Here is a 22,962-nt window from a genome sequence, read left to right as displayed (position 1 = left end):
CACGGCAGTGTAAAAACAAACTCAAAAAGATAAATCAGGGAGTAAACATGTTGTTGAACAACAAAAAATGCCATGGCATTTCTACATTGGCACTAGTAGCAGGTTTAGGGTTTTCAGGAACCACACAGGCATTCAATGTGTATGAAGACGGAGAAACTTACTTTGACCTATATGGCCGTATACACTTGACGTTAAACAACGATGACGGTAACGACTATATTAGTGAAGAAGGTTCACGCCTTGGCTTTAAAGCTGGACATAGGATAAATCCTAAGCTAGAGGGTTTTATAAGAGCCGAGTTTAGATTCACCGCTAATGATCGTGACGAGGCACGGCCTAACGTCATTGATGATATAAGGAACACATATGTAGGGCTACGATTTGAAGACGTCGGAGCCGTAAAGGTTGGTAACTTTGACTCCATCTATTATCAGAACATATCCAAGGTTATCAATGTAAGAAATACTGTGGATTGGCGAGCCTTGGCAAAAGGTGGTGCCCGCGCCCGTGGAAACTCTATCTCTTTTGAATCCCAAAGTTTCGATGGCTTCAGCCTGGGTGTCGCTGGAAAGCTCGATCCAGAAGATGAAGATGCAGGTGAAGAAGAAACACTTAACCTAATGGGATATGTAGCCTATGAAACAGGCCCGGTACGTTTTGCCGCTGGCTATGATGAAGCAGAAGGTGATGATGATGCTCTACTCGGGGCAAGCGTAACCTACAAAATATCTCCACAGCTAAGTGTCGGTGCGTTATTTGAAGAGCAGGGAGATATTCGTCATTATGGTATAGCACCCGTTTTTAGTTACTCAGAAGGCAAAATATACGGGAACGTCAGCTATATGGAAAATAGTGACATGAATTTGAGTGACGTCCAATACGTTGCGGGTGGCAGCTACCGGCTTAGTGATCCAATGTTTGTATATTTAGAATATGCTAGCAGTACAGATAGGGAGATCAATGCGATTGATAAGGATTGGTGGGCTTTAGGGGTTCGATACGATTTCTAAGTTTCACAGAGCCCATTAATACAGTTATCAGCGCTGCGTTGGGTTCTAGGTGACGAATGGGATATGTTGGACACCTAAGTTAACGAAGCATTACAGATAGATAGTTAGGTGCTTGTTGCCAGAAAGGCACGCATGCGCACTCATAAACCGTTAAATTTAGGGGGTTTTGTGCCTGAATGGGCTATTAGATTCTTTGATTCGATCTCATCTGTAACATCAGCAGCTAGAGCACTAGGTACGGTTTTGCTTGTTCTATTGCTCTGGAGGCCAGCCTCAAAACTATTCTCTAATATTGGCTTTCCCGATGATTACATAATTCTTTTCCTGACAGTTGGAGCGTTCTCCGTTTCATACCTTGTAGTCAGGTTGCTTGAAATTGGATGTCTCAAGATCTTAAGTTTGCAGAATGATCGAAAGGCTAGTTTAAGAAAAGAGAGAGATCTGGCCAACTTTAAAAAAAAGGTGAGAATGACCCTGCCACACCTCAATCCCAAAGAACTCAGAGTTCTTCGGGAATTGGTTGAATCAGAGCAGCGCATGGATATCCGGGAAAAGGAAGTTAGCTGGCTGAGCAAATCGGGTTGGATCACAAAAATACATCAAGCACCCGCTGCTGAGTTTTTTTTCCAGCTGAGCCCTGTAGTACGTCCACTTTTTATTGAGTTCGAAAAAAATCGTTTTAAGGGGATGGTGAATCAAACGATTTCTAATCTTACTGAACCGCAGCGAAATTTTTTGGAGCTTTTTTGGCAAGAGCCGATAATTCATGGGGTAATCCCCCCATTTATAACCGGAGCGATAAGTAGAGTTGGCTAGGCAGCCATGGTCGCCTTCTGTTTCGGTGTTATCCCACCCAATGCCATATTCGGCCGCTCGTGGTTGTACGTCCAGAGCCAGCGTGTGGCAAAATCCTGTACTTCAGCGATCGAGTCGAACAAATAATGACTCAGCCAATCATAACGGACTGTTCGGTTGTAGCGTTCGATGTAGGCATTCTGCTGTGGCTTGCCAGGTTGAATGTGCAGCAACTCAATACCGTTCTGCTTCGCCCAACGGGTTAGTTTGCCACTGATGTATTCCGGGCCGTTGTCGCATCGAATGGCCTTGGGTCGGCCACGCCATTCGATCAACTGGTTTAAGGAGCGTATCACGCGCTCTGCTGGCAGTGAGAAGTCAGCATCGATGATCAGGCCTTCTCGATTGTAATCATCGATCACGTTGAACAACCGGTACGTTCGGCCATTGGCCAACTGATCATGCATGAAGTCCATCGACCAGCAGGTATTCAGCGCAGTGGGTACAACCAGTGACGCAGGTTTTTCACGCACCAATCGCTTTTTTGGCTTGATGCGCAAGTTCAGCTCCAATGCCCGATAAATTCGGTAGATGCGCTTATGGTTCCAACCAAAGCCCTTCACGTTGCGCAGATACAAGTAACACAGTCCAAAGCCCCAGTTACGCTGATTGTGGGTCAGGCGCACCAGCCAGTCAGCGATAACGGCGTTCTCATGGCCAAGCTTCGCCTGATAGCGGTAACAGGTTTCACTGATCCCAAAAACCTGACAAGCCAGCCGAATACTGCAGCAACTGGCCTCAACGACATTCTTTGCCATCTCGCGGCGTTGAGATGGCTTTACCACTTTCCCTCAAGGGCTTCCTGGCGCAACTCTGCCTTCAATCGCTCTTCGGCATACATCTTCTTGAGGCGCTGGTTCTCATCTTCCAACTCCTTGAGGCGCTTCATCATGGACGTGTCCATACCACCGTACCTGGAGCGCCATTTATAAAATGAGGCACTGCTCATGCCGTGCTCGCGACACAGTTCAGGGACAGGCACACCAGACTCAGCCTGCTTCAAAATCGCCATGATCTGGCTGTCAGTAAAACGTGACTTGCGCATGTGAAATCTCCTGTTTTTTCAGGTTACAAAATTCCACTTATCAACGCGATTATTTTTCGGGGGGATTACCATGGCACAAGGGAAAGCCAAAATTCAATGCCTTACAAAATCTACCATGCTGGCTTGGGATTAGTCACTGTACTTGGACTTTCAAAATCAGAATGGCGAGAAGGTGGACACCTGTGCGAGCGATTTGCACTTAATAACTATGCAAAGTCGAGATTGGAAGATGAGGTTTATGGTATTCCTCCTGTTCGGATTGAAGTTGATCTGAACCTCGAATATGTAGAAGGTCCCGGTTCCTCAGGTGGTGGAGCGCGAGGTCGGATTTAACAATCACAGGCATCAGTATTGACCACTAGAGCGAATAGCCAATTTGATGCGAATAAAAAAATGGCAAAGGTGTGGCAGCCTGTCAGCGATAACAAATGGTTATCATGCGAATTATCATAGGGCTCACATTGGCCAAGCTCTACACCTTACATTCCTATTTGCGCTTCAAGCTTTTTTACATGGTACCGCACAGTTCCCGTGCTCATAGGCTGCATACGGCTTCTGCCAGCAAAGATAAAAGCCTCAGGGTCGATTCCCAACTGATCTACCTTCATTAAATGAGGCAGCGGCCCGAGGAGCTCGTAGCGCTCATCATCCACAGTAATGAACACCTTTCGGCTGGATTGCACAACGTGTGCACAGCGAAGCATAAGTACCTTTTTTAATGGCAACTGATAAAGCATTGAAATTGCTGCAGGCATTAAAGCTTTAGCTTCGCGCTCGTTCGGTGTTGAAACAAGCTTTTCCATTACTGCCTTAATTTTTTTAACGTGTTGCTTATTGCTTATCCCTTTATTTTTTTTCTCAGGTAACACGAGATTAACGGCGTATTTATCTTTGGCAAAGGTTCTGAAAACAGCTAAGGAAGCACAATGCCCTGGCTTTTTCTTAGCATGAGATACGATAGCTTCTTCGGGAAGTTCCTGAATGGAAGATACCTTGGCTGACATCAATAGCTCTATAGCTGCTCGCAGATAGTTCCTAACAGTCAAAGGTTTGATTGGTGTCTCTTTGTAAGTAACTCTCTCACTCAATTCTTTTGCATAGTCGACGACCTCACGATGCCAAGGCTGCTTCTCATAACATTGCAAAATATCATTAATCCTCTTATTTTCAATCGCTTGCTCTTTCTCTTCGTTATCCCACTCTATGCCTAGTTTTTCTACTAAGAAATTCACCACATGAAAAGAACGGCGAAGCTTTTCAGCTCCAAATAAATTGAATAAGTGTTGCTGATCAATATCTCTGACGGACAAAGTATTCCGTTCGAGTATGACCAAAAAACGCGCATAACTATCTATTCGCGTCGTCATATTTCCCGCTTGCCTAGGAAGCCTTTCCCAAGAGCAAAACTCAAGAAATAGCGCTCTACACCAAGAAGCTTCAAATAACTCAAGGTTCAGCATTATTCGTCGGTCTAAACGGCGTTTTAAAGAACAGTCTTGGCAAGGGGCGTTGCCACCACCGGGAGTATCTGCTCCACAGTCAGGACATGAGTGAGTTTTTGGATATGGCCCGCTGCAATCTCTACAAACAGCTCGTCCTTCAACATCATATTGATGGAGCTGACGATATTTCCGACAAACCGAGCAGGTTACAAATGCGCAGGCCTTCCTTTCGCATGCCTGGCAGATAATCTCTGAAAGTTCACCATTAGTGATGCGTGAATATCTGCTAGAAAGACATCCACAACGGGAACAGGTATGTTCCTCTCGCCCATGCGGAGCGCAGCTTTTGCAAAACGCAGCGTGACCAATAAGATAACCGGCTCTCGGCAGCGGCTTATCGCAGCGCGCGCAGACACGGTGCAGCCTGAGGCACTCACCGCAGACCGGGTTCTCTTCATACTTATGGGCTCGCACTGACTCGCCGCATTTAGTGCAAGTCTTCTTCTTAAACTCACGGGCATAACATGTCGAGCAGTAAGCGCTCCCTTTGTAGCGCCTTTGCGCCTTAAGCATGGATCGACCACAGTCATCACACTGCAAGTGGGGCTTATGACTCACAAAAATGGGTATCCTAAAAAACTTAATATATGTCGAGCTCTTTCCTGGCGGAACTGTACAAGCTCAGTTCGTCGGCACCGATTTAGACAAGGGCCTTTTGGCTGCTGATTCGTGCTGCGCGTTCTTCGTACCCCCACAGGCAGATATGACAACTGCTCAGCAAAAAAAGCAGGCATTATAGATTTTATGAATGTCCTCTGAGTTAGACCAAGCACACTTGAACCTTCTTGGAATGACGATGGCCAATCAAGAAGCCAATATGCCAAGGTTTCCAAAATTGCAGTCCTATAGGCAACACGCTGATGCTCATACAAGCAACGCTGATTTGAAGGACGATGGAAGGGTTTCAAGTCGTAATGATGCCTCAGTCGATCATGCTGTAGCGAATTAGCGAGCACGCCTGCCATTACCCGAATGACACTCAGAGCTTCCGGACTGGTGGACGCTTGTGGGAGCAAGTTAGTCGGAGTTCCATTCGCTAATTTCAGTAGCTGGGATTGAAGAGCTAACACTAATGGAGAACAGCACAAGGTTGGTAACTTGCGAGAAAGAAGCGACACCCCACATACCGTACAGCGATCCATTCTTTGCACGGTACTTAGATGTGGCATCAATGGCGCATCACAACGTGGGCAAGCATCGCTCATCATGGCGCCATGGTAAGGACAAACAACCATAAACCCTAAACGCCAGTCACGATAATAGATGGCCCCATAATCCTTGAAGCATTCGGAACAATATTGGAGGCCGTGCTGGGTACGTACCTTGTTAGATATCCCCGCTGACAGAAGAAAGGGGACATTTCCCTGACGATGAATTTTTACCAAACTCTGCTCAATTGAACGTAATGTCATCCTTTCGACTGACGCAACATCAAAACCTGAGTGGCGCGACACGGTATAGAGCAGCTCATCACTGGCACTACGATCAATGTCACGGCTCCAGATAGGAATAGATGGAGCCCAGTAATTAGCAAACCGATAGGGGGTCAGGCCGTGAGCAAAGGCGCTACGCATCAACCACGAAGTAAACAGCTCATTCTTAGCTGGTGATAGCATGATCGCCCAGCTTCCTCTGATCACAGTTTAAGCGCCTCCTTGCCATAATCAGAGAGTTTAACCCAGCCGATGTTATCAAGAAGCTTAGCGTCTATATGCTCTTTACCATCTCGGATCGCTTTAACGGTCGCTCTTTTAAGCACGGTCGCTACGCCGCCGATGGTGCCCCCACTCATACTATGTAGCTTTATCGCGATATCCTGACTAGACAGCTGAGAGGGCTCAGCTAATGGCAGTAAGCGTTCAAAGCTGGCCAAGAGGCGCAAGAAGCTAACATCTAACTGCCATCGAGGTAGTGCCAGCGGCTCAAAGCGACTTGAGAGTTGAGTATCGGTGTGCAGCGCGAGAATGGAGTCACGCGTACCGACGGCTACAAGCGGAAGCTGTAGCTTATTGCTCAATCTTTTAAGCATTCCTAGAAAATGCCTCTGTTGTCTTGCACTTCCATGTAGCACATTGTGGATTTCATCAATAATGAGCATCCTGGCTTGTACGTAAGTTAATACCGAAATAGCTTGGTTCTCCTTACGCTGCACGGGATCCGTATCTCTGTGGGCTATCTTTAATGACAGAAGTAACTCAGTCCAAAAACGCCCCTCATTTGGTTCGGAGGGCATTTCCATAACAATGACAGGTGCTAATGGCTCTCCAGAGGGAAGAATCTTCACAGGATGCTTTTCTCTGAAACGGTCGATTAATGTACTTTTTCCATTCCCGCTTTCTCCGACCAGCAACGTGTTGGGCATCCGCTGTACACGGGGATGTGCTAATTGATCCTCAAGCCGGGTCATGATTTCTTTGGCCCTAGGATAGGAAATCCAATGGTTTTGCTGAGCGAAATAAATGCGGTCTTCCGTCGTCCAGGTGAGTGTCTCAGCAATCTCTGGCTTGAGGTGATCAAAATGGGCCATATTCATTCCCTAGGCATCGTCATCGAATGGTTCTATAGGCAGTGCGAATATATCAATCTCACTTTGCACCTCTGTTTGAGGTGGAGCAGGAAAAACACTCTTAGCAGGCGCTTGTGTTTCAACAGATTCCGTTTTCTTGGCGAGTTTCTTCGTCGTATTGATACGAGCCATCTGACGTCTTGCTTGCTTCGTTTTCGTGACGGCCTGTTCAACACGATGACGCATCTTGAGAATGGTCTCAAAAATCACATCCTCATCAACATGCCGCAGTCCTTCCTCTCGAATGCGGCGAGTTGCTTCCCGTAACTCCCACACACTAATCGCTGGTCGAGTAGGATTCCGATAAGGAACCATGTAATAGATCTCACTTTCAGGGTCGTAGAAATAGACTTTACTGATATCGCGTGGATCACGACGGATAGTAAATGAACGAGCCTTCGTTTGATTTTCGGGGTCTTTTGAACCAATCCAAGGGTTCAACACTTCATGGTAGTAATTAATTTCATCCAGCTGGACGCCGTAGCGCTGCACAGTGCGTGAATAAAGAGGAAGGAAGTCTAACTTCAAACGCGTGGGGTCAGTTGGTATAGGCGGCATCCCCAAGCCCGGCTGTGTTGAGTCTCCTAATATACCGAGTTGCCACTTGCGCATTGGTGGCATGTTCAATTCAGAATGCTTGCGACGGTGATACACCCCAACAATAAATTCAACTAAATGCTGCTCAAACTCACGAAGGGTGAGCGCTGATTCTTTTTCTGAGTCATATCCTTTCCGTTGCTCAACGTTGGAAAATGTGGTGCCAGGTAAGGTGTGTATCTCATTTGCAGCAGTACCCATATAACGCTCTATATGTCCGCCGTAGTGGGGAAGCTTTACCGGACGTAATTGCAGGTCGATACCGTATTGTTCACAAGCCCGGCGCAGCATTTTCCCCCGGAATTCTTTCGCGTTATCAGCATGCAGAACACGCATTTTCCCCCAGACTGGCCACTCTTGCCCCACCCCCAGGTTTGCAAGATATTCATGCTTAGGCAACATGGCATTGGAGACACACAAACCCACTGAGATAGCACTGGGCTTTTCCATGCTAACCGCAATCCCCACCACCATTCGTGAAAAGACATCAATAGCCAGAGTTATCCACGGTCGGCCAAGCGCCAGACGATGCTCTTCATCAACTAAGATGACGTCAGCAGGCGTATGATCTATTTGAACAACAGCAAGAGGGAAATCCGCATTTGGAAACTCTCCCCTGATAGGAGCAAAGGTGTCACGCGCCTTATCTCGTAGCCCGCGGCGTCTCATCGTTTCACGTGTCGAAATCTGTTTTATGCGGTTACGGATTGTATTGGAGTGAGGAGGAAGTAAACCGGCCTGTTTGCAATGAGCTTTGACAGTGATAATTACGTCACTGGGCTTATATCGTTGACGACTTAGATATAAGTCATTGATCGCCCCTTCGATTATTGCCTCGACTTTCTTATCGAGCTTTTTCGTACCTGGCTTGCGGCCTCGCGGGGCTGGTATCAATGCTGAAATATGGCCAGCCTCGTGATAGTCCTTAACCCATTGGTATAAAGTGGCAACGTGAACACCGGCTTCTTCTGCTAACTGCTCTGCCTTTGCACGAGTACGAAATGGATCGTCAAGTAGAGGACGGATTGCTGCAAACCGCTGCTGAGCAACTTGCCAGTCTTCGTCTTCGATCTCGGATAAATCCTTTCCTTCAGCAACACCACCTTCTCCAAGCTCTATATCCGTTACGGGACGAAGCTGATGCGCAGACAGACGGTGCACCTCTCCAGTGTCGGTATCTTTAGCAAGGAGGGTTGCTGTATCCAACAAGTGCGAAACTCTATAGGTACGACCATTGGCTGTTATCACAGACCCAGTAGTTACCGATAGAAAAGCGGGCTCTGTAGCCATAAGAAACCTTCTCCGTTAGTAATCCATATGGGGCTGGACATGTTTAATGGGCGTATGAGGTCAGCATGAACACGGCCTATAGCGATCATTTGCCATAAACAACTAAGCGCACACATACGCTTTTCCTCATTCGCATAAGCAGCTGTAAGTAGAATTTCAGGTGTTGTTTCACCGAGCACGGCAAGGGTTCTAGCCAAGTGAGTAGCGGTAGCCGAGTCCTCTGCCAAGTCCCTATAGGCCCTTAGAAATCGTGCATTGTTCAATAGGCCAGTGCCTCTAATCTCTCGCTCAGTCACAATGCGAAAGCCCCAACCTTGCTGCTTGCAATAGCGTATAGCTGCCTGAAATTTAGGCTTCATAATGTGCCAATTTTCTCTCAAATCTTCGCGATACTTAACCTCATACAGAATCGGCGCCGCTTCATCCGAGTAAGTCACGAGCATATCGGGCGTGTACTGACGCCTTTTTCGATCATCATCTTGATACTTAAGGGTTAGCGGCTGCTCACAAACCGTAGCGACCAACGGATCAAAATCGAGGATCATCAGGAAATCGCGCTCTAATGATGACTCAAAATTGCAAGTGCTTCCTCGTAAGAAAGAAACCTGCCCAGTAAGGCTCCTTCGGTTAGTTCCAATAACTCTAACAGGCCGATTCATATTCAGTCGCCTATATATTTGTGATTTTAACACCCAGTCGCTTATATTGGTGTCAATTAGTAGCGTATTTACTTGTCGAAAATAACGTAAGATATTGTTCCAGTATAGCATTAGTAGCTGTTTTTAGTGGAATTCACACTAACCATTAATCTTGACAGAACCTCCCCACCCTCTGTTCAACTTTTTCCTGTAAAGAGTACTTTAGGTTTCAGGTATAAAACTACAGGAAAATTTTTTGCGATTTTTTTCCCGCGTCTTGTACTATTCATACAGCGTAAATAAATGCTGTATCACTGTTAATTGCTAATTGAGTTCTTCTCGAATGTTGTAATGACGAAGTTTCACTCACTCACTCACTCATTTACAGGGAAAAAATTCTGGACTTTCGTTTCCATGTGGGCGAACCAGGACTGGCAGGGCAGCCTTTATGCTCGCCACGCAAAAAGTGATTTGCTTAGCGACTATGCCAGCGTGTTCTCAAGCGTAGAGGGCAATACGACGTTTTATAGCGGCGCGCCGAAAACGGAGACGATTGCCGCCTGGGCTCGCCAGGCACCGGCTCACTTTCGCTTCTGCTTTAAACTACCGGCAAGCGTTACTCACGATCAGCGGTTGACCAATCTCGACGACGTGTGGGCTTTTCTAACCGCGTTGACGCCGCTTCATGACCGGTTGGGTCCTACCATGGTTCAATTACCGCGTGACTTTGGCCCTAACGAACTTCCTCAGCTAGAAGTGTTATTAAAGGGCTGGCCCGGGCATTTACCATGTGCCGTCGAGGTCCGTCACCCCGACTTTTTCCACAAAGGCGCGGCTGAAAAAGCTCTTAACCAATTGTTGATAACTTATTGTGCCAACCGAGTGATGCTGGACGTGCGTCCGGTCTTTTCTACACCGGCTAATGGCCACTTGGGCCTTGCTCATGCCCAACAGGAAAAGCCGAAACTCCCGCTACACGTGCTTTCCACAGGTAATTTTCCGGTCATTCGCTTTATTGGCCATATTGACAAAACGATTAATACGGGCTACTTCGCACCTTGGAAAGCACAGCTAAAGCTGTGGATAAGTCAGGGGAAAACCCCTTTCTTATTTGTGCATACTGCCGACAACCTCAAGTCCCCGGACATGGCCCGAACGCTCTACAATGCGCTTGACGAACTCACCTGCCTGCCACCGCTTAATGCCTTTCCCGGCGAGACGCAAAACCAACTGTTTTAACCTAATATTAATTTAACCTAACTGGCACGGGCCCTCCTGATCGGATAAATTGCGCATACTTTCGATAAGCGAGGGGGTTGGGCTTATCGAACATGCGTAAATGGGACGCATAGCGGCTTATTACAATTTAACTAACTAGTAGGTGATGTATGGCAAAGCTTGCACATGCACAATGGTCATCTCGTATGGGCTTTGTGCTGGCTGCCGCTGGATCGGCAGTAGGCTTGGGGAACATCTGGCGCTTCTCTTATATGACAGGCGAAAGCGGCGGTGCCGCCTTCGTGCTTGTCTATCTGGCGTGTGTCACGCTGGTCGGCCTGCCGATTCTGGTAGCGGAATGGATGATTGGCCGTCGCGGCCAGAAGAATCCAATTAACACCATGGCCGACCTGGCAAGCAGCCACGGGCGCTCTCGGGCCTGGGCAACTATCGGTATCAGCGGCGTTCTGGCCGCGTTTCTGATTCTGTCCTTCTACAGCGTCATCGGCGGCTGGTCGCTGAACTATACGCTAAGCTCGGTGATTGGCACGTTTAACGGCCAGGACGCCGACGCGGTTGGCGCTATCTTTACTAATTTGTTGGGCAGTCCTACAACGCTACTGCTCTGGCATAGCGCGTTCATGGTGCTGGTCGTCGGTATCGTAGCACGCGGCGTGACTAAGGGGCTTGAAGCGGCGTCACGTATTCTGATGCCTGCGCTGGTGGTGCTGTTGTTAATTCTGGTCGGCTACGGCGTGGCGAGCGGCTACTTCGGTGAAGCGCTGAGCTTTATGTTCAGCCCTGACTGGGACGCGCTAGATGGCGGAGTTGTACTTGCGGCGATGGGCCAGGCTTTCTTCACGCTCTCGCTGGGTATGGGCATCATGATGGCGTATGGCTCTTACCTTGGTGAAGACGTCAACCTGATCAGCACTGCCCGTACCGTTATTATCCTGGATACGGCTATCGCCCTGCTCGCGGGTCTGGCGATCTTCCCGATCGTATTCGCCAATGGCTTAAGCGCCAGTGAAGGTCCAGGGCTGATTTTCGTAACGCTCCCCCTTGCCTTCGGCAATATGTCGGGCGGCACGATTTTAGGCTTGATGTTCTTCCTGCTGCTGACATTTGCCGCGCTGACATCGGCTATTTCGCTGCTTGAGCCGGTGGTTGAAACGCTGGAAGAGCGCACGCCCTTAAGCCGTACAGGATCAACGTTGGTAAGCGGTATTGCGGTGTGGGTATTGGGCGTGGCGGCGCTGCTGTCGTTTAACGTATGGTCCGATGTACTGCTCTTCGGCCTCAATATCTTCGACTTCCTCGACACCTTCACCAGCAAAATCTTGCTGCCGTTGACGGGTCTGGGCGCGATCATCTTCTTCTCGATCTGCCTGGATAAAGAAGAAGCGCGCAAGGAGCTGCGTTTGGATATCTACGATTTCACGCTGTGGAATCTACTCGCCAAATACATGGCGCCACTCGGCGTGATCGTCGTCTTCCTGACGGGTCTCATTTAAATAAACTAACATGGCGTGCCCCGCCAAACGGTGGGGCAGCACGCTAGTCAATAGCTAACGATCTATCCAGCTAGTGCAATTCGCCTTCTTGCCGCTCATCTTCTTCCGGCAGGGGGGCGATATCCCGGTACAGTTTCTGAAATTCCCGATGTAGCTCAATCCCTCGACGCGCTCGTAAGTTGCGTTGAGCGGCACTCCGTTGACGCTGAGCATGTTCATCTACTTCCATGCTCATGAAAATATCCAGCAGTTCGCTCTTAACCGAGGTGATTCGTTCGACGTTTCTCATAATCGACGTGCCTCCAGGTGAATATGCCTTCGTCCACCTGCATCCGTGACGACTGTTAAATGATGCAGTGCGGCACTTCACTTATTACTATACCTTACTTGACAAAATGATGACGAAAGTTGACGAATTTGCTTAACGCCATTTAAACGCACGGCTAAGTCGGCGTTTCATTGCCCATTTATGCCGTCACTCAGGCATACTGTCGAAAATGCTGTTTAATACAGCAAAGCGCATGTAGTGAGACCAGCGCACTGGATAACCGAGGAGCTAAATGTGAGTCGCGCCCTGTTCGATGAGATGAGACGCCGCATGGAGCACTTTCGTCGCTCCGAACAAAAGGTAGCGCGGTTTGTGCTGCGTAATCCTGATGAGGTCATCCATATGCGGATTGTAGACCTCGCAACGGAAGCCGGCGTCAGCGAACCCACCGTGGTGCGCTTCTGCCGCGCCCTGGGCTGTAACGGCTTTCAGGATTTTAAGCTGCAGTTAGCGCAAATGCTGGCCTCTGGCAGCCAGTTTGCTCAGTTCTCGATGAACGATAGCGACTCCGTCGCTGAATTTTCTCACAGCATTTTCGACTCCACCGTTGGCACGCTACTTTCTGTACGTGACCGGCTGGATAACGACGCCTTGGGCCGCGCGGTGAATGCGCTGGCCATGGCCAATCGGGTCGAGTTTTACGGCTTTGGCGCCTCAGGCGCAGTCGCTTTTGATGCCCAGCACAAATTTTTCCGTTTGCAGATATCCACTTCCGCCTACGCTGATCCGCATATGCAGAATATGTCGGCCGTAACCCTTAAAGAGGGCGATGTGGTGGTGGCCATTTCACAGACGGGCCGCACCAAAGCGCTGGTGGCCAGCGTGCGTCTGGCCCGCGAAGCGGGTGCCACAGTGATTGGGCTGTGCCCTAGCGGTTCGCCCTTGGCGGAAGAAGTTAGCCTGCCGCTGTATATCGACGTTCATGAAGATACTGAAATCTACACGCCGTTGAGCTCGCGGATTGCCCACCTGGTGTTGATCGATGTATTAGCCGTGGGGGTTGCCAAAACCCGCGGGCCCAAACTGGCGGAACAGCTTAAAGCCGTGAAGAAAAGCCTGAATACGCTGCGCTATCCCGAAGACAACTAATTTTTGTCGCCGACGCCTGTATACACAGCCAGTGTGTTTGCTGTGCTAAACTAGGCGCCCATTTTCGATCCGGCAGCGGCTTTTATGGACGACGTCACGGCGATACTCGATCAGCTCAACACCGCTCAGCGTGAGGCAGTCAGTGCCCCGCAGGGTAACCTTCTCGTGCTGGCCGGTGCCGGTTCCGGTAAAACCCGCGTACTGGTGCACCGGATCGCCTGGCTGATGCATGCAGAAGGCTTATCGCCCTACGCGCTGCTGGCGGTCACCTTTACCAACAAAGCTGCCCGCGAAATGCGCACGCGCCTTGAAGCGCTGCAGGGCATTTCGTTACGCCATGTCTGGGTGGGCACGTTCCACTCGATAGCTCACCGCCTGCTGCGGACTCACTGGCAAGATGCGCGGCTTCCGCAAAACTTCCAGATTATCGATTCCGATGACCAGCTTCGCCTGGTCAAGCGCCTGCTTAAAGACTACTCCATCGACGATGAGCGCTTCCCGCCGCGTCAGGTGCAAGGGTTTATCAGCGGCTGTAAGGAAGAAGGTCTGCGCCCGCATCAGGTCAATGTGGATGGCGACGCCTATCTGGCCCAGATGGTTGAGCTTTACGAGCGCTACCAGCTGACCTGCGAGCGCGGCGGCTTGGTGGATTTCGGCGAGCTGCTGCTGAGAAGCCTGGAGCTTCTGCGCGATAATCCAGCGCTTTTAAATCACTACCGTGAGCGCTTTGGCCACGTGCTGGTGGATGAGTTTCAGGACACCAATACGCTGCAGTACGCCTGGCTCAAACTGCTCACCGGCATGCAGACCCCCATGACCGCCGTCGGCGACGATGACCAGTCCATTTATGGCTGGCGCGGGGCCAAGGTCGAAAATATTCGCCGCTTTGAAGAAGAGTTTCCAGAAACCCATACGGTCCGCCTTGAGCAGAACTACCGCTCGACCAGCGCCATTCTGGATGCCGCCAATGCGCTGATCAGCCATAACAGCGAGCGGCTGGGTAAAAATCTATGGACCGACGGTATCGAAGGCGAGCCCATTTCGGTATACGCCGGGTTTAACGACCTGGAAGAAGCGCGCTATATCGTCGATACCATTAAAGAAAAGGTCGACGAAGGCTTCAATCGGCGCGATATCGCAATTCTTTATCGCTCCAACGCCCAGTCGCGGCTATTGGAAGAAACCCTGATCCGCCAAGGGATGCCCTACCGTATTTACGGCGGGCACCGCTTCTACGAGCGCTTGGAGATCAAGAATGCCCTGGCCTATTTACGCCTGCTGCTCAACCGCGATGACGACGCCTCCCTTGAGCGGGTGATCAACGTGCCCACCCGCGGCATCGGCACCCGCACCGTGGAAATTCTGCGCCACCGCGCCCGGCTCGAGAGCATCTCGCTGTGGCAGGCACTGCACGACGCGTTGGGCGACGGCACGCTGAAAGGCCGCGCGGGCAATGCTGTGCAGGCTTTTGCCAACCTGATCGAGCAGCTCGACAACGACGCTGCGGGCCTGACGCTTTATGAAATCATCGATCATGTCACCGAGCACACCGGGCTGATTGAGCACCATAAAAGCGAGCGCGGTGAAAAAGGCCAGGCGCGGGTCGAAAACCTTGAAGAGCTGGTGACCGCCGCCCGCGCCTTTACCCAGGGAGATGCGTTTGAAACGCCGGAAGCAGGCGAAGGCATGGCCGCACTTGAAGCCTTTCTTTCCGAAGCGGCGCTTAATGCGGGCGACCATGAGGCCGAGGAGTTCGAAGATAGCGTGCAGTTGATGACGCTTCACTCTGCCAAGGGTCTGGAGTTTCCGGTGGTATTTATTGCCGGCGTAGAAGAGGGGCTGTTCCCGCATAAAATGTCGATTGAAGAGCCAGGACGGCTCGAAGAGGAGCGCAGGCTTTGCTACGTGGGCGTTACCCGCGCCATGCAAAAGCTTTACCTGACCCATGCGGAAACCCGTCGCATGCATGGCAAAGAGGTCTTCCCCCGCCCCTCACGCTTTTTGCGCGAACTACCCCCGCATCTGCTAGAAGAAGTCCGCTTACGCGGACATATCTCGCGCCCGGTGACGGCGGCGCGCACAAGCTTTGCCCAGCAACGTGTGGAGGGCGATGGCGACCTGCCGACCCTGCACGTGGGCCAGCGCGTGGGCCACCCGGTATTTGGCGAGGGGGTGATTCTTAACGCCGAGGGCGAAGGCGCCCGCGCACGCGTACAGGTCAGCTTTGAGGGCGATGGCGTTAAATGGCTAGTGCTGGGGTTTGCCAAACTAATCCCGCTATAGCGCGCGCATTAAGTGAAATGAATCGGCAGGTTGCCCAATAAAACCGGATTAGCGCATACTGACGAGCGGAAACTTGCGCTCACGTGCAATTACACAAAAATCATACTTTCTCGGAGTTAAGCCCGCCATGCAACGCCGCCAATTCCTGAAAACCGCCGGCCTGGGTGCCGCCGGTGTCGCCGCCGCACCTTTCGTAACCAGCGCCCACGCGCAAGAAACCTACACCTGGGACATGGTCACGTCCTGGCCGAAAAATTTCCCGGCGCTGGGTACCGGTGCCAACGACTTTGCCAAGCGCGTCGAGCAGCTTTCCAACGGCCGGATGACCATCCGCGTACACGGTGCCGGCGAGCTGGTGCCCGCCCTGGAAGTGTTTGATGCGGTTGCCGCCGGAACGGCTGAAATCGGCCACTCCACGCCTTATTACTGGCGCGGCAAGCTAGCCGCTGCACAGTTTTTTACGGCCGTGCCTTTCGGCATGACCACCACCGAGATGAATGCGTGGCTGTATCACGGCGGTGGCCAGGAGCTGTGGGATGAGATTTATGCCAAGCATAACCTCAAACCGTTTGCCGTGGGCAACACAGGCCCGCAGATGGCGGGCTGGTTCAAAAAAGAGATCAACTCGCTAGCTGATATGCAGGGCCTCAAACTGCGCCTGCCAGGCCTTGCCGGTGAAGCCATGAACGGCATCGGGGTGAGCACCGTCAACATGGCGGGGTCTGAGATTTTTACCTCGCTGCAAACCGGCGTGCTGGATGCTGCCGACTGGGTAGGCCCTTACAACGATATGGCGTTTGGTCTGCATCAGGTCGCCGACTACTACTACACCACGGTGTGGAACGAGCCGACGGCTACCGTCGAGACCATGATCAACCTGGATGCTTGGAACGCCCTGCCGGAAGATCTCCAGGACGTTATCCGCGAAGCAGCACGCGCCTCCAACCTGGCCATGTACACCGAGTTCGCCTTCCGCAACGCCCAGGCGCTTGAAACACTGGTGGATGAGCACGGTGTTGAGCTGCGCGAGTTCCCAGAGGATGTGATCCAGGCGCTTTATGAGTCATCGCAGCAAGTGATTCAGAATCAGGTCGAAAACGACGAAGACTCGCGCCGCGTTTATGAGTCCTACTCTGCCTTCCAGAAGGTTATTCGTCCGTTCAGTGATATCGGCGAATATGCCTATCTGAAAGGCCGCGATAAAGTGGGCGGCTAAGCGTTATCGACTGATGACGTTTGGATAAAAATGTTTGCATGAACCAGGGGCGCTTCGGCGCCCCTGATCGTTATAACGGATGATGGTTAAAACGGATAATAGCTAGACAGAATATTAGCTGTGAACGGCGCGAATACGCCCATTGTCGTCCAGTGCCACCATAACAAATAGCGCTTCGGTCACCTTTTGGCGCTCTTCAAGACGTCGTCCCAGAGGCGGGCGCACCCAAACTTCCACATCAATTTTAATCGAGCTGTGGCCAATCTCTTTTACTTGGGTATAAATGCTCACCATCGAGCCAACACGTACTGGGCTTAAAAAGTCCATCGACTCAATCGCCACTGTCGATGTTCGCCCGCCTGCTTCACGCCCTGCCGCCAGTTCTGCCGCCTGATCCATATGATTGACCAGCCACCCGCCCGAAATATCGCCGTAAAGGTTGGTATCCTGTCGAGAAGCCAGTAATTTTAGGGTGAGCTGTCCTTGAGGCGCGGGGACATCGTCCAGGTCGGTTTCTAAAAGTGTCATTAGTTGGTCGCTTAATAAGGTTATTGTTGTGCTAGTGCTGCATTGCAATATAAAAACGCTAGTTAATCATAAGAGGAAACTCGTTTGAAGCGTATCGGTTTATCGTCGGGCAAGAAGCCGCGTCTGCGTTTAACGCTCGCCATGGCGCTAATGCTATGCGCATCAGCGGTCTGGGGGCAACCTCAACCGATTAGCGGCACGCTGGGCGTTATTGGCTCTGACACCATGGCCGGGCTAATGTTGCGCTGGGGCGAGTCACTCACCGCCCGCTACCCTGAGGTTAACCTGCAGTTTCAAGCCACCGGGTCGGCCAGCGTCCCCCCCGCATTAACGGCAGGTACTACCCGGTTGGGGCTTATGTCACGCCCGATGTATGCTGGCGAACGTCAGGCGTTTATCGACCGATATGGCTATCCGCCGCTGGAACTCAAAGTGGCGAAGGACGCACTGATTCTGGTCGTGCACCGGCATAACCCGTTAGGAGCCATCACGCGTAAGCAGGCCGACGCTATTTTCTCCACTGACCAGACGTGTGGTGCCGAAGCTCCAATAAGACGCTGGGACGAATTGGCCACCACACGTGACTGGCCGTATGGAAGCATCGCCCTGCATGGGCGTAATTTAGCCTCGGGCACCCATGGGCTATTTCAGGCCGAGGTGCTTTGCGGCGGCAATTTCAGGCCTGATATCAGCGAACATCCTGGCTCCTCAGCGGTGGTTGCCGCAGTGGGAGAGTCTCCCAACGCCATGGGCTATGCAGGCTATAACCACCTGACGCCGATGGTTCATGCGCTAAGCCTAATTACCCAGGAAGGCGCTGAAATCGCGCCTAGTGAGCAGGCCATTCAGCGCAGCGAGTACCCGCTATCGCGCGACCTGTACCTGTACGTTAACTTACCGCCCGGCGATTCGCTACCACCGGCTGACCAAGCCCTGCTAGCACTTATTTTATCCGAGGAAGGCCAGCGCATTGCCCGCGCAGCGGGGTTTGTGCCGCTTCCCGATAACGATATAGATGCTCAGCGTACCTGGTAGGTAACTATCATCTAATTGTCATAAAAATGACTTAGAGTAAGGAGAATTCACCATGCAAACCCTCTTCATGACGGCCCCGGCTCTCTTATGATGTTGATATGACCCCACCTCGCGCTGCTGTTTCTCGCCAGCCACTACGCCAGTTAAAAAACCGTATAGCCACCGGTCTGATTACTGCTGGCGGTATTGGTGTATTGCTGGCGATTTTGGCGATCGGCGTGTTTCTCGTTTGGGAAACGTTGCCTCTGCTGGCATGGGATCAAACGTTTGCCTTCAGCAAACTCTCGCCGCTGGCCTGGGGAACGTTAAAAGCCGCTCTGGCTGCCATGCTATTTGCCCTGCCGATAGCCCTGGGAGCCGCGATGTATTCGGCTCTATTTATGTCGGCTCGCCTACGCAGCCGCGTTAAGCCAACACTTGAAATGATGGAAGCGATACCCGGCGTGGTGGTGGGGTTTATTGCCGGTTTAGTGCTTGCCCCTTGGGTTGAGCGTCATCTGGCCAGCACCCTGGCGCTATTGATCTGGTTACCTATCAGCGCGGGCTTGGCAGGTGTCCTCTGGCACATGGCCGCATCGCGCTGGCGTCAGTGGCTGCCCCTTTCATGGGCCGGCCTGTGGCTTTTGCCCTGGCTCGTGTGCATGGTGCTTTTGGCGCTGTGGTTTGCCCCCCTGCTTGAGAAGTTTTTGTTAGGCGGCGACTTGCGCCGCCTGCTCGAGCAGCACTGGGGAATGGATTACGCCACCCGCAATGCGCTGATTGTGGGTATCGCCATGGGGTTTGCCGTTATACCCAGCATCTACGCCCTGGCAGAGGATGCTTTAGCTGATGTGCCAACAAGCTTAATGGAGGGTGCCCAAGCGCTGGGCGCCAGCCGCTGGCAGGCGCTCTGGAAAGTTGCCTTACCGGCTGCTGGCCCCGGCATTTTCTCGGCGGTGATGATTGGCGCGGGGCGTGCTGTCGGGGAAACCATGATTGTGCTGATGGCCAGTGGCAACATGGCGTTGTTGAGTGTCAGTCCTTTTGAAGGCATGCGTTCCATGGCAGCGGCCATTGCCATTGAGCTTCCCGAAGCCTCGCCCGGCGGGCTTACCTACCACCATTTGATACTTGCTGCTCTGGTGCTGTTTATCTTTACGTTTTTGGTTAATACCCTGGCTGAAGTAGTCCGTTCACGCATGCGACGCCGGTATCATAAAGCGGGGCGCCATTAATGAGCCGCTTCTCAAATACACCTCGCCGACGCCTGCTGGACGCGCTTTGGCCATGGTTATGTGCCGCTAGCGTCGCTTTATCACTTTTAATGCTAGCGGCCTTGTTAGCGCTCTTGGTGGTACGCGGATTAGGTCATTTTTGGCCCGCCACGCTTGAAGAAATTACCCTGCGCTCAGGTGCAAGCGTCGCCGGGCAGCCGACCCGCGAGGCCCCGCTACCGCAAGCAGAGGGCTTTGAACGGCTTTACTTTACGGCGAACCGGGACATCGACGGCGTTAGCTGGCGCTGGGTAAATCTGGACGACATCGTCTCACGCAGCACGCCAAGCGACCTGATTCGCCTGGAACGTAACCCGTGGGGTGATTTTATCGGCCGCTTAGCCGGCGTGGAAACGGGCGGGCAGTTGCTCCGTGAAGACCAGGCATGGCGTTATCTAACTCAGGCGCTCGCCCTGCCCCAGGCGGAACGCCCTGATGCCGAGCTTCTGCTAGTAACCACCGATGGCCAGACACTGCGTCAATCACTGAGCGGTGTCAGCCAGGCGCTGGCGCCTAACGCCATGTCCTGGTGGCAGAAAATGCACACCTGGAGCCGAAACGTCTGGCAGTTCTTGAGCCAGGGTCCACGTGCCGCCAATACGGGCGGCGGTGTCTGGCCGGCTATTTTTGGCACCGTACTGATGGTCATCTTAATGTCGGTGATCGTGACGCCTTTTGGGGTGCTAGCGGCCATCTATCTCAATGAAATCGCCCACCAGAACCGCCTTACCCGCTTGGTACGTATTGGAGTACGTAATCTGGCCGGCGTACCATCGATTGTGTATGGCGTGTTTGGCCTGGGCGTTTTCGTATACGGCATTGGCGGCACGCTTGATAGCTGGTTTTTCAGCGATACGTTGCCCTCACCGACCTTCGGCACCGGCGGCCTTTTGTGGGCATCTTTAACCCTGGCATTGTTAACGCTACCGGTCGTGATTGTGGCGACCGAAGAGGGGCTGGCACGTATTCCTGATGCTCAGCGTGAAGGGGCGGTGGCACTAGGCGCCACGCGCCTGGAAATGCTGGTGCGCATTGTCCTGCCCATGGCCATACCCGCCATGCTGACCGGGGTTATCCTCGCGGTTGCCCGTGCGGCCGGCGAAGTGGCGCCACTGATGCTGGTGGGCGTCGCCAAGCTGGCCCCGCAAATGCCCGTGGACGGTGAATTCCCTTATTTACATCTAGAGCGCAAGTTCATGCATCTTGGCTATCATCTATTTGACACCGCCTTTCATGGCGAGGATGTACAGGCTGCTATGCCACTGGTGTACGCCACGGCACTTCTTTTAGTGCTCATTGTGCTGGTGCTTAATCTTACTGCCATATTTCTGCGTCATTATTTTAGGCGCCAACGAGGAAGCGAATGCTAGCGTCATTAGATTCAGCCACAGCCTCTCAGGCGCCGGTGACGCACTTTTCGTCCGAGCACAGCGCCCTGAGCATCAACCAGTTTACCCTTGCTTATGCGGGGAAATCGGCCCTGCGCGACTTAACGCTTAGCATACCGCGCCACCGGGTAACGGCATTTATTGGCCCGTCAGGCTGTGGCAAGTCCACCCTGCTGCGCGCCATTAACCGGCTGCACGATCTTAATGAGAGCGTGGCGCACAGTGGGAATATTCAGCTTGAAGGGCAGGATATCTACGCCCCGCAGATGAACGTGACCGAGCTGCGCCGCCGAGTGGGGATGGTGTTTCAAACCCCTAACCCGTTTCCCATGTCGATTTATGAAAACGTGGCCTTTGGCTTGCGTTTACAACACCGCCTGCCCAAACGGCAGCGTGATGACATCATCGAGTGGGCGCTTACCTCAGCGGCGCTGTGGGACGAAGTAAAGGATCGCCTTCACCGCTCAGCCTGGCAGCTTTCAGGCGGCCAGCAGCAGCGTTTGGTGATTGCCCGGACGCTAGCCGTCCAGCCCGATGTACTGCTACTCGATGAGCCAGCATCAGCGCTTGATCCGATTTCAACGTTAAAGATCGAGGAATTGATCCGTAATCTTAAATCGCAGCTTACGCTTGTTCTTGTAACTCACAATATGCAGCAGGCCGCCCGGGTATCCGATTACACCGCTTTTTTACACACTGGAGAACTTGTTGAGTATGGCCCTACCGATCAAGTCTTCACTAACCCGCGCTTACAACGCACCGAAAACTACATCACCGGCCGCATGACTTGAAAACAATAGTCCGGGCCTAACCGACCTTATCTCAGGAGTGCTCAATGGATATTACGAGCGATACCCACAGCCAGCATATCTCACGCCAGTTCAACCAAGAGCTGGAAGAGTTGAAAACCCACCTGATGACCATGGGCGGGCTGGTGGAAAAGCAGGTGCAGGACGCCGTCCACGCGTTGCTTGAAGGTGACACCCGCTTAGCTGAAAAAGTGCGTGACAATGATCGCCAGGTTAATGATCTGCAGCTGCAAATCGATGAAGAGTGCACCCGCGTATTGGCGCGCCGTCAGCCAGCAGCGTCGGATTTACGCTTGGTGCTCGCCGTGATCCGCGCGACCTCGGACCTTGAGCGTATCGGCGATGAGGCGAGTAAAATTGCCCGCAATGCGCTACTGCTCAGCGAAAACAGCAGCCCGGTTCGCGGGTTGATCGAGGTTCGTCATATCAGCGAGCACGTACGCAAAATGCTGCGCGATGCACTGACAGCCTTTGCCCGCTTCGATACCGAGCTGGCCATGCAGGTTGTGCGTGAAGACGAGTCGGTCGATGATGAGTACGGCAGTGCCATGCGCTCGCTAATGACCTTCATGATGGAAGATTCGCGCTCGATTAGCTCCATACTCAGCATCATGTGGGTACTGCGCGCACTGGAGCGCGTTGGTGACCATGCCGACAATCTGGCGGAGTACGTGGTATACCTCGTCAAGGGGCTCGATATTCGCCATAGCGACCTGGACACCGTCGATCAGAAGGTAGCGAAAAAGCCTTGACCCACGAGGCATTTCCTCTTGCAATACGTCTGGGCTGACACCAGCC

Annotated in this window: 21 protein-coding genes; 13 read left to right on the top strand and 8 right to left on the bottom strand. The window is 52.1% G+C overall.

What is annotated here, in order from left to right:
- Positions 1–47 precede the first annotated feature (47 nt).
- Positions 48–1,010 carry a porin gene (locus ACT3R7_RS03175; protein ID WP_086961201.1) on the top strand — a complete coding sequence of 321 codons (963 nt, stop codon included), beginning with the start codon at positions 48–50 and terminating at the stop codon, positions 1,008–1,010.
- Between the two features lie 132 nt (positions 1,011–1,142).
- Positions 1,143–1,826, top strand: a complete 684-nt coding sequence (locus tag ACT3R7_RS03170; RefSeq protein WP_496198811.1) for a hypothetical protein — start codon at positions 1,143–1,145, stop codon at positions 1,824–1,826.
- Here ACT3R7_RS03170 and ACT3R7_RS03165 read toward each other — a convergent pair.
- A protein-coding gene (locus ACT3R7_RS03165) for an IS3 family transposase (RefSeq protein WP_443606242.1) occupies positions 1,823–2,910 on the bottom strand; the annotation gives its coding sequence in 2 pieces (ribosomal slippage) (positions 1,823–2,655 and positions 2,655–2,910; 1,089 coding nt in all). The genes ACT3R7_RS03170 and ACT3R7_RS03165 overlap by 4 nt on opposite strands.
- On the opposite strand from ACT3R7_RS03165, the gene ACT3R7_RS03160 reads away from it, so the two are divergent.
- Positions 2,911–3,243: a hypothetical protein gene (locus ACT3R7_RS03160; protein WP_496198810.1), complete on the top strand. Its 333-nt coding sequence runs from the start codon at positions 2,911–2,913 to the stop codon at positions 3,241–3,243.
- Between the two features lie 146 nt (positions 3,244–3,389).
- Here ACT3R7_RS03160 and ACT3R7_RS03155 read toward each other — a convergent pair whose 3' ends face one another.
- The 5 genes from ACT3R7_RS03155 to ACT3R7_RS03135 all read right to left on the bottom strand — a co-directional run bounded on the left by ACT3R7_RS03155 (position 3,390) and on the right by ACT3R7_RS03135 (position 9,524).
- Positions 3,390–4,277, bottom strand: a complete 888-nt coding sequence (locus tag ACT3R7_RS03155) for a hypothetical protein (protein ID WP_096277095.1) — start codon at positions 4,275–4,277, stop codon at positions 3,390–3,392.
- Positions 4,278–4,966: 689 nt separating this feature from the next.
- On the bottom strand, positions 4,967–6,028 hold the full coding sequence (locus ACT3R7_RS03150) for a TniQ family protein (RefSeq protein WP_192524527.1): 1,062 nt from the start codon (positions 6,026–6,028) through the stop codon (positions 4,967–4,969).
- A gap of 20 nt (positions 6,029–6,048) precedes the next feature.
- Positions 6,049–6,939: a TniB family NTP-binding protein gene (locus tag ACT3R7_RS03145; protein WP_176483352.1), complete on the bottom strand. Its 891-nt coding sequence runs from the start codon at positions 6,937–6,939 to the stop codon at positions 6,049–6,051.
- Between the two features lie 9 nt (positions 6,940–6,948).
- On the bottom strand, positions 6,949–8,784 hold the full coding sequence (locus ACT3R7_RS03140) for a TnsB C-terminal domain-containing protein (protein ID WP_192526910.1): 1,836 nt from the start codon (positions 8,782–8,784) through the stop codon (positions 6,949–6,951).
- Positions 8,785–8,834: 50 nt separating this feature from the next.
- On the bottom strand, positions 8,835–9,524 hold the full coding sequence (locus tag ACT3R7_RS03135) for a TnsA endonuclease N-terminal domain-containing protein (protein WP_217990263.1): 690 nt from the start codon (positions 9,522–9,524) through the stop codon (positions 8,835–8,837).
- 393 nt (positions 9,525–9,917) lie between these two features.
- Here ACT3R7_RS03135 and ACT3R7_RS03130 point away from each other — a divergent pair, with 393 nt between their 5' ends.
- Both ACT3R7_RS03130 and ACT3R7_RS03125 read left to right on the top strand, forming a co-directional pair.
- A complete protein-coding gene (locus ACT3R7_RS03130) occupies positions 9,918–10,742 on the top strand; it encodes a DUF72 domain-containing protein (RefSeq protein ID WP_496198809.1) in 825 nt (274 codons plus the stop codon).
- A gap of 149 nt (positions 10,743–10,891) precedes the next feature.
- Complete coding sequence (locus ACT3R7_RS03125) at positions 10,892–12,235, top strand: sodium-dependent transporter (protein ID WP_496198808.1); 1,344 nt, start codon at positions 10,892–10,894, stop codon at positions 12,233–12,235.
- 70 nt (positions 12,236–12,305) lie between these two features.
- Here the strand turns inward: ACT3R7_RS03125 and ACT3R7_RS03120 are convergent, their stop codons facing one another.
- The gene (locus ACT3R7_RS03120; protein ID WP_018918494.1) at positions 12,306–12,524 is read right to left on the bottom strand and encodes a PA3496 family putative envelope integrity protein; all 219 of its coding nucleotides are present in this window, start codon (positions 12,522–12,524) and stop codon (positions 12,306–12,308) included.
- Between the two features lie 273 nt (positions 12,525–12,797).
- Here ACT3R7_RS03120 and hexR point away from each other — a divergent pair, with 273 nt between their 5' ends.
- The 3 genes from hexR to ACT3R7_RS03105 all read left to right on the top strand — a co-directional run bounded on the left by hexR (position 12,798) and on the right by ACT3R7_RS03105 (position 17,151).
- Entirely contained in the window at positions 12,798–13,652 is an 855-nt protein-coding gene (hexR, locus tag ACT3R7_RS03115) for a transcriptional regulator HexR (protein ID WP_018918493.1), read from the top strand.
- An 84-nt stretch (positions 13,653–13,736) separates the two neighbouring features.
- Complete coding sequence (gene uvrD, locus ACT3R7_RS03110) at positions 13,737–15,935, top strand: DNA helicase II (RefSeq protein WP_193091813.1); 2,199 nt, start codon at positions 13,737–13,739, stop codon at positions 15,933–15,935.
- 127 nt (positions 15,936–16,062) lie between these two features.
- Positions 16,063–17,151 (top strand): TRAP transporter substrate-binding protein, encoded by a 1,089-nt coding sequence (locus ACT3R7_RS03105; protein WP_192537440.1) that lies wholly within the window; start codon positions 16,063–16,065, stop codon positions 17,149–17,151.
- Between the two features lie 114 nt (positions 17,152–17,265).
- Here the strand turns inward: ACT3R7_RS03105 and ACT3R7_RS03100 are convergent, their stop codons facing one another.
- The gene (locus ACT3R7_RS03100; RefSeq protein ID WP_192537439.1) at positions 17,266–17,679 is read right to left on the bottom strand and encodes an acyl-CoA thioesterase; all 414 of its coding nucleotides are present in this window, start codon (positions 17,677–17,679) and stop codon (positions 17,266–17,268) included.
- Positions 17,680–17,763: 84 nt separating this feature from the next.
- On the opposite strand from ACT3R7_RS03100, the gene ACT3R7_RS03095 reads away from it, so the two are divergent.
- From ACT3R7_RS03095 to phoU, 5 genes are all read left to right on the top strand, one after another.
- Positions 17,764–18,714 carry a PstS family phosphate ABC transporter substrate-binding protein gene (locus ACT3R7_RS03095; RefSeq protein ID WP_412767940.1) on the top strand — a complete coding sequence of 317 codons (951 nt, stop codon included), beginning with the start codon at positions 17,764–17,766 and terminating at the stop codon, positions 18,712–18,714.
- A gap of 98 nt (positions 18,715–18,812) precedes the next feature.
- A complete protein-coding gene (locus ACT3R7_RS03090) occupies positions 18,813–19,928 on the top strand; it encodes an ABC transporter permease subunit (RefSeq protein WP_192537438.1) in 1,116 nt (371 codons plus the stop codon).
- Positions 19,928–21,337 (top strand): phosphate ABC transporter permease PstA, encoded by a 1,410-nt coding sequence (gene pstA, locus ACT3R7_RS03085; protein ID WP_192537437.1) that lies wholly within the window; start codon positions 19,928–19,930, stop codon positions 21,335–21,337. Before ACT3R7_RS03090 ends, pstA begins: the two co-directional genes overlap by 1 nt.
- Positions 21,331–22,146: a phosphate ABC transporter ATP-binding protein PstB gene (pstB, locus tag ACT3R7_RS03080; RefSeq protein WP_192537436.1), complete on the top strand. Its 816-nt coding sequence runs from the start codon at positions 21,331–21,333 to the stop codon at positions 22,144–22,146. The genes pstA and pstB overlap by 7 nt, the downstream gene beginning before the upstream one ends.
- 44 nt (positions 22,147–22,190) lie before the next feature.
- Entirely contained in the window at positions 22,191–22,916 is a 726-nt protein-coding gene (gene phoU / locus ACT3R7_RS03075) for a phosphate signaling complex protein PhoU (RefSeq protein ID WP_192537435.1), read from the top strand.
- The last annotated feature ends 46 nt before the right edge of the window (positions 22,917–22,962 follow it).

Origin of the sequence: Halomonas sp. AOP43-A1-21, assembly GCF_052376775.1 — a bacterium.
Lineage (GTDB): Bacteria > Pseudomonadota > Gammaproteobacteria > Pseudomonadales > Halomonadaceae > Vreelandella > Vreelandella colorata.
The sequence above is the reverse complement of the archived record's forward strand: the minus strand, read 5'-3'. Positions and strand labels throughout refer to the sequence as shown.

Bases quoted from the DNA above. Each gene is read 5' to 3' on its own strand.
- ACT3R7_RS03100 (WP_192537439.1), bottom strand. From the start codon at position 17,679: ATGACACTTTTAGAAACCGACCTGGACGATGTCCCCGCGCCTCAAGGA.
- ACT3R7_RS03175 (WP_086961201.1), top strand. From the start codon at position 48: ATGTTGTTGAACAACAAAAAATGCCATGGCATTTCTACATTGGCACTA.
- ACT3R7_RS03135 (WP_217990263.1), bottom strand. From the start codon at position 9,524: ATGAATCGGCCTGTTAGAGTTATTGGAACTAACCGAAGGAGCCTTACT.
- ACT3R7_RS03155 (WP_096277095.1), bottom strand. From the start codon at position 4,277: ATGACGACGCGAATAGATAGTTATGCGCGTTTTTTGGTCATACTCGAA.
- ACT3R7_RS03105 (WP_192537440.1), top strand. From the start codon at position 16,063: ATGCAACGCCGCCAATTCCTGAAAACCGCCGGCCTGGGTGCCGCCGGT.
- ACT3R7_RS03170 (WP_496198811.1), top strand. From the start codon at position 1,143: ATGCGCACTCATAAACCGTTAAATTTAGGGGGTTTTGTGCCTGAATGG.
- phoU (WP_192537435.1), top strand. From the start codon at position 22,191: ATGGATATTACGAGCGATACCCACAGCCAGCATATCTCACGCCAGTTC.
- ACT3R7_RS03150 (WP_192524527.1), bottom strand. From the start codon at position 6,028: ATGCTATCACCAGCTAAGAATGAGCTGTTTACTTCGTGGTTGATGCGT.
- ACT3R7_RS03090 (WP_192537438.1), top strand. From the start codon at position 18,813: ATGACCCCACCTCGCGCTGCTGTTTCTCGCCAGCCACTACGCCAGTTA.
- uvrD (WP_193091813.1), top strand. From the start codon at position 13,737: ATGGACGACGTCACGGCGATACTCGATCAGCTCAACACCGCTCAGCGT.
- ACT3R7_RS03120 (WP_018918494.1), bottom strand. From the start codon at position 12,524: ATGAGAAACGTCGAACGAATCACCTCGGTTAAGAGCGAACTGCTGGAT.
- ACT3R7_RS03130 (WP_496198809.1), top strand. From the start codon at position 9,918: ATGTGGGCGAACCAGGACTGGCAGGGCAGCCTTTATGCTCGCCACGCA.
- pstB (WP_192537436.1), top strand. From the start codon at position 21,331: ATGCTAGCGTCATTAGATTCAGCCACAGCCTCTCAGGCGCCGGTGACG.
- ACT3R7_RS03125 (WP_496198808.1), top strand. From the start codon at position 10,892: ATGGCAAAGCTTGCACATGCACAATGGTCATCTCGTATGGGCTTTGTG.
- ACT3R7_RS03145 (WP_176483352.1), bottom strand. From the start codon at position 6,939: ATGGCCCATTTTGATCACCTCAAGCCAGAGATTGCTGAGACACTCACC.
- pstA (WP_192537437.1), top strand. From the start codon at position 19,928: ATGAGCCGCTTCTCAAATACACCTCGCCGACGCCTGCTGGACGCGCTT.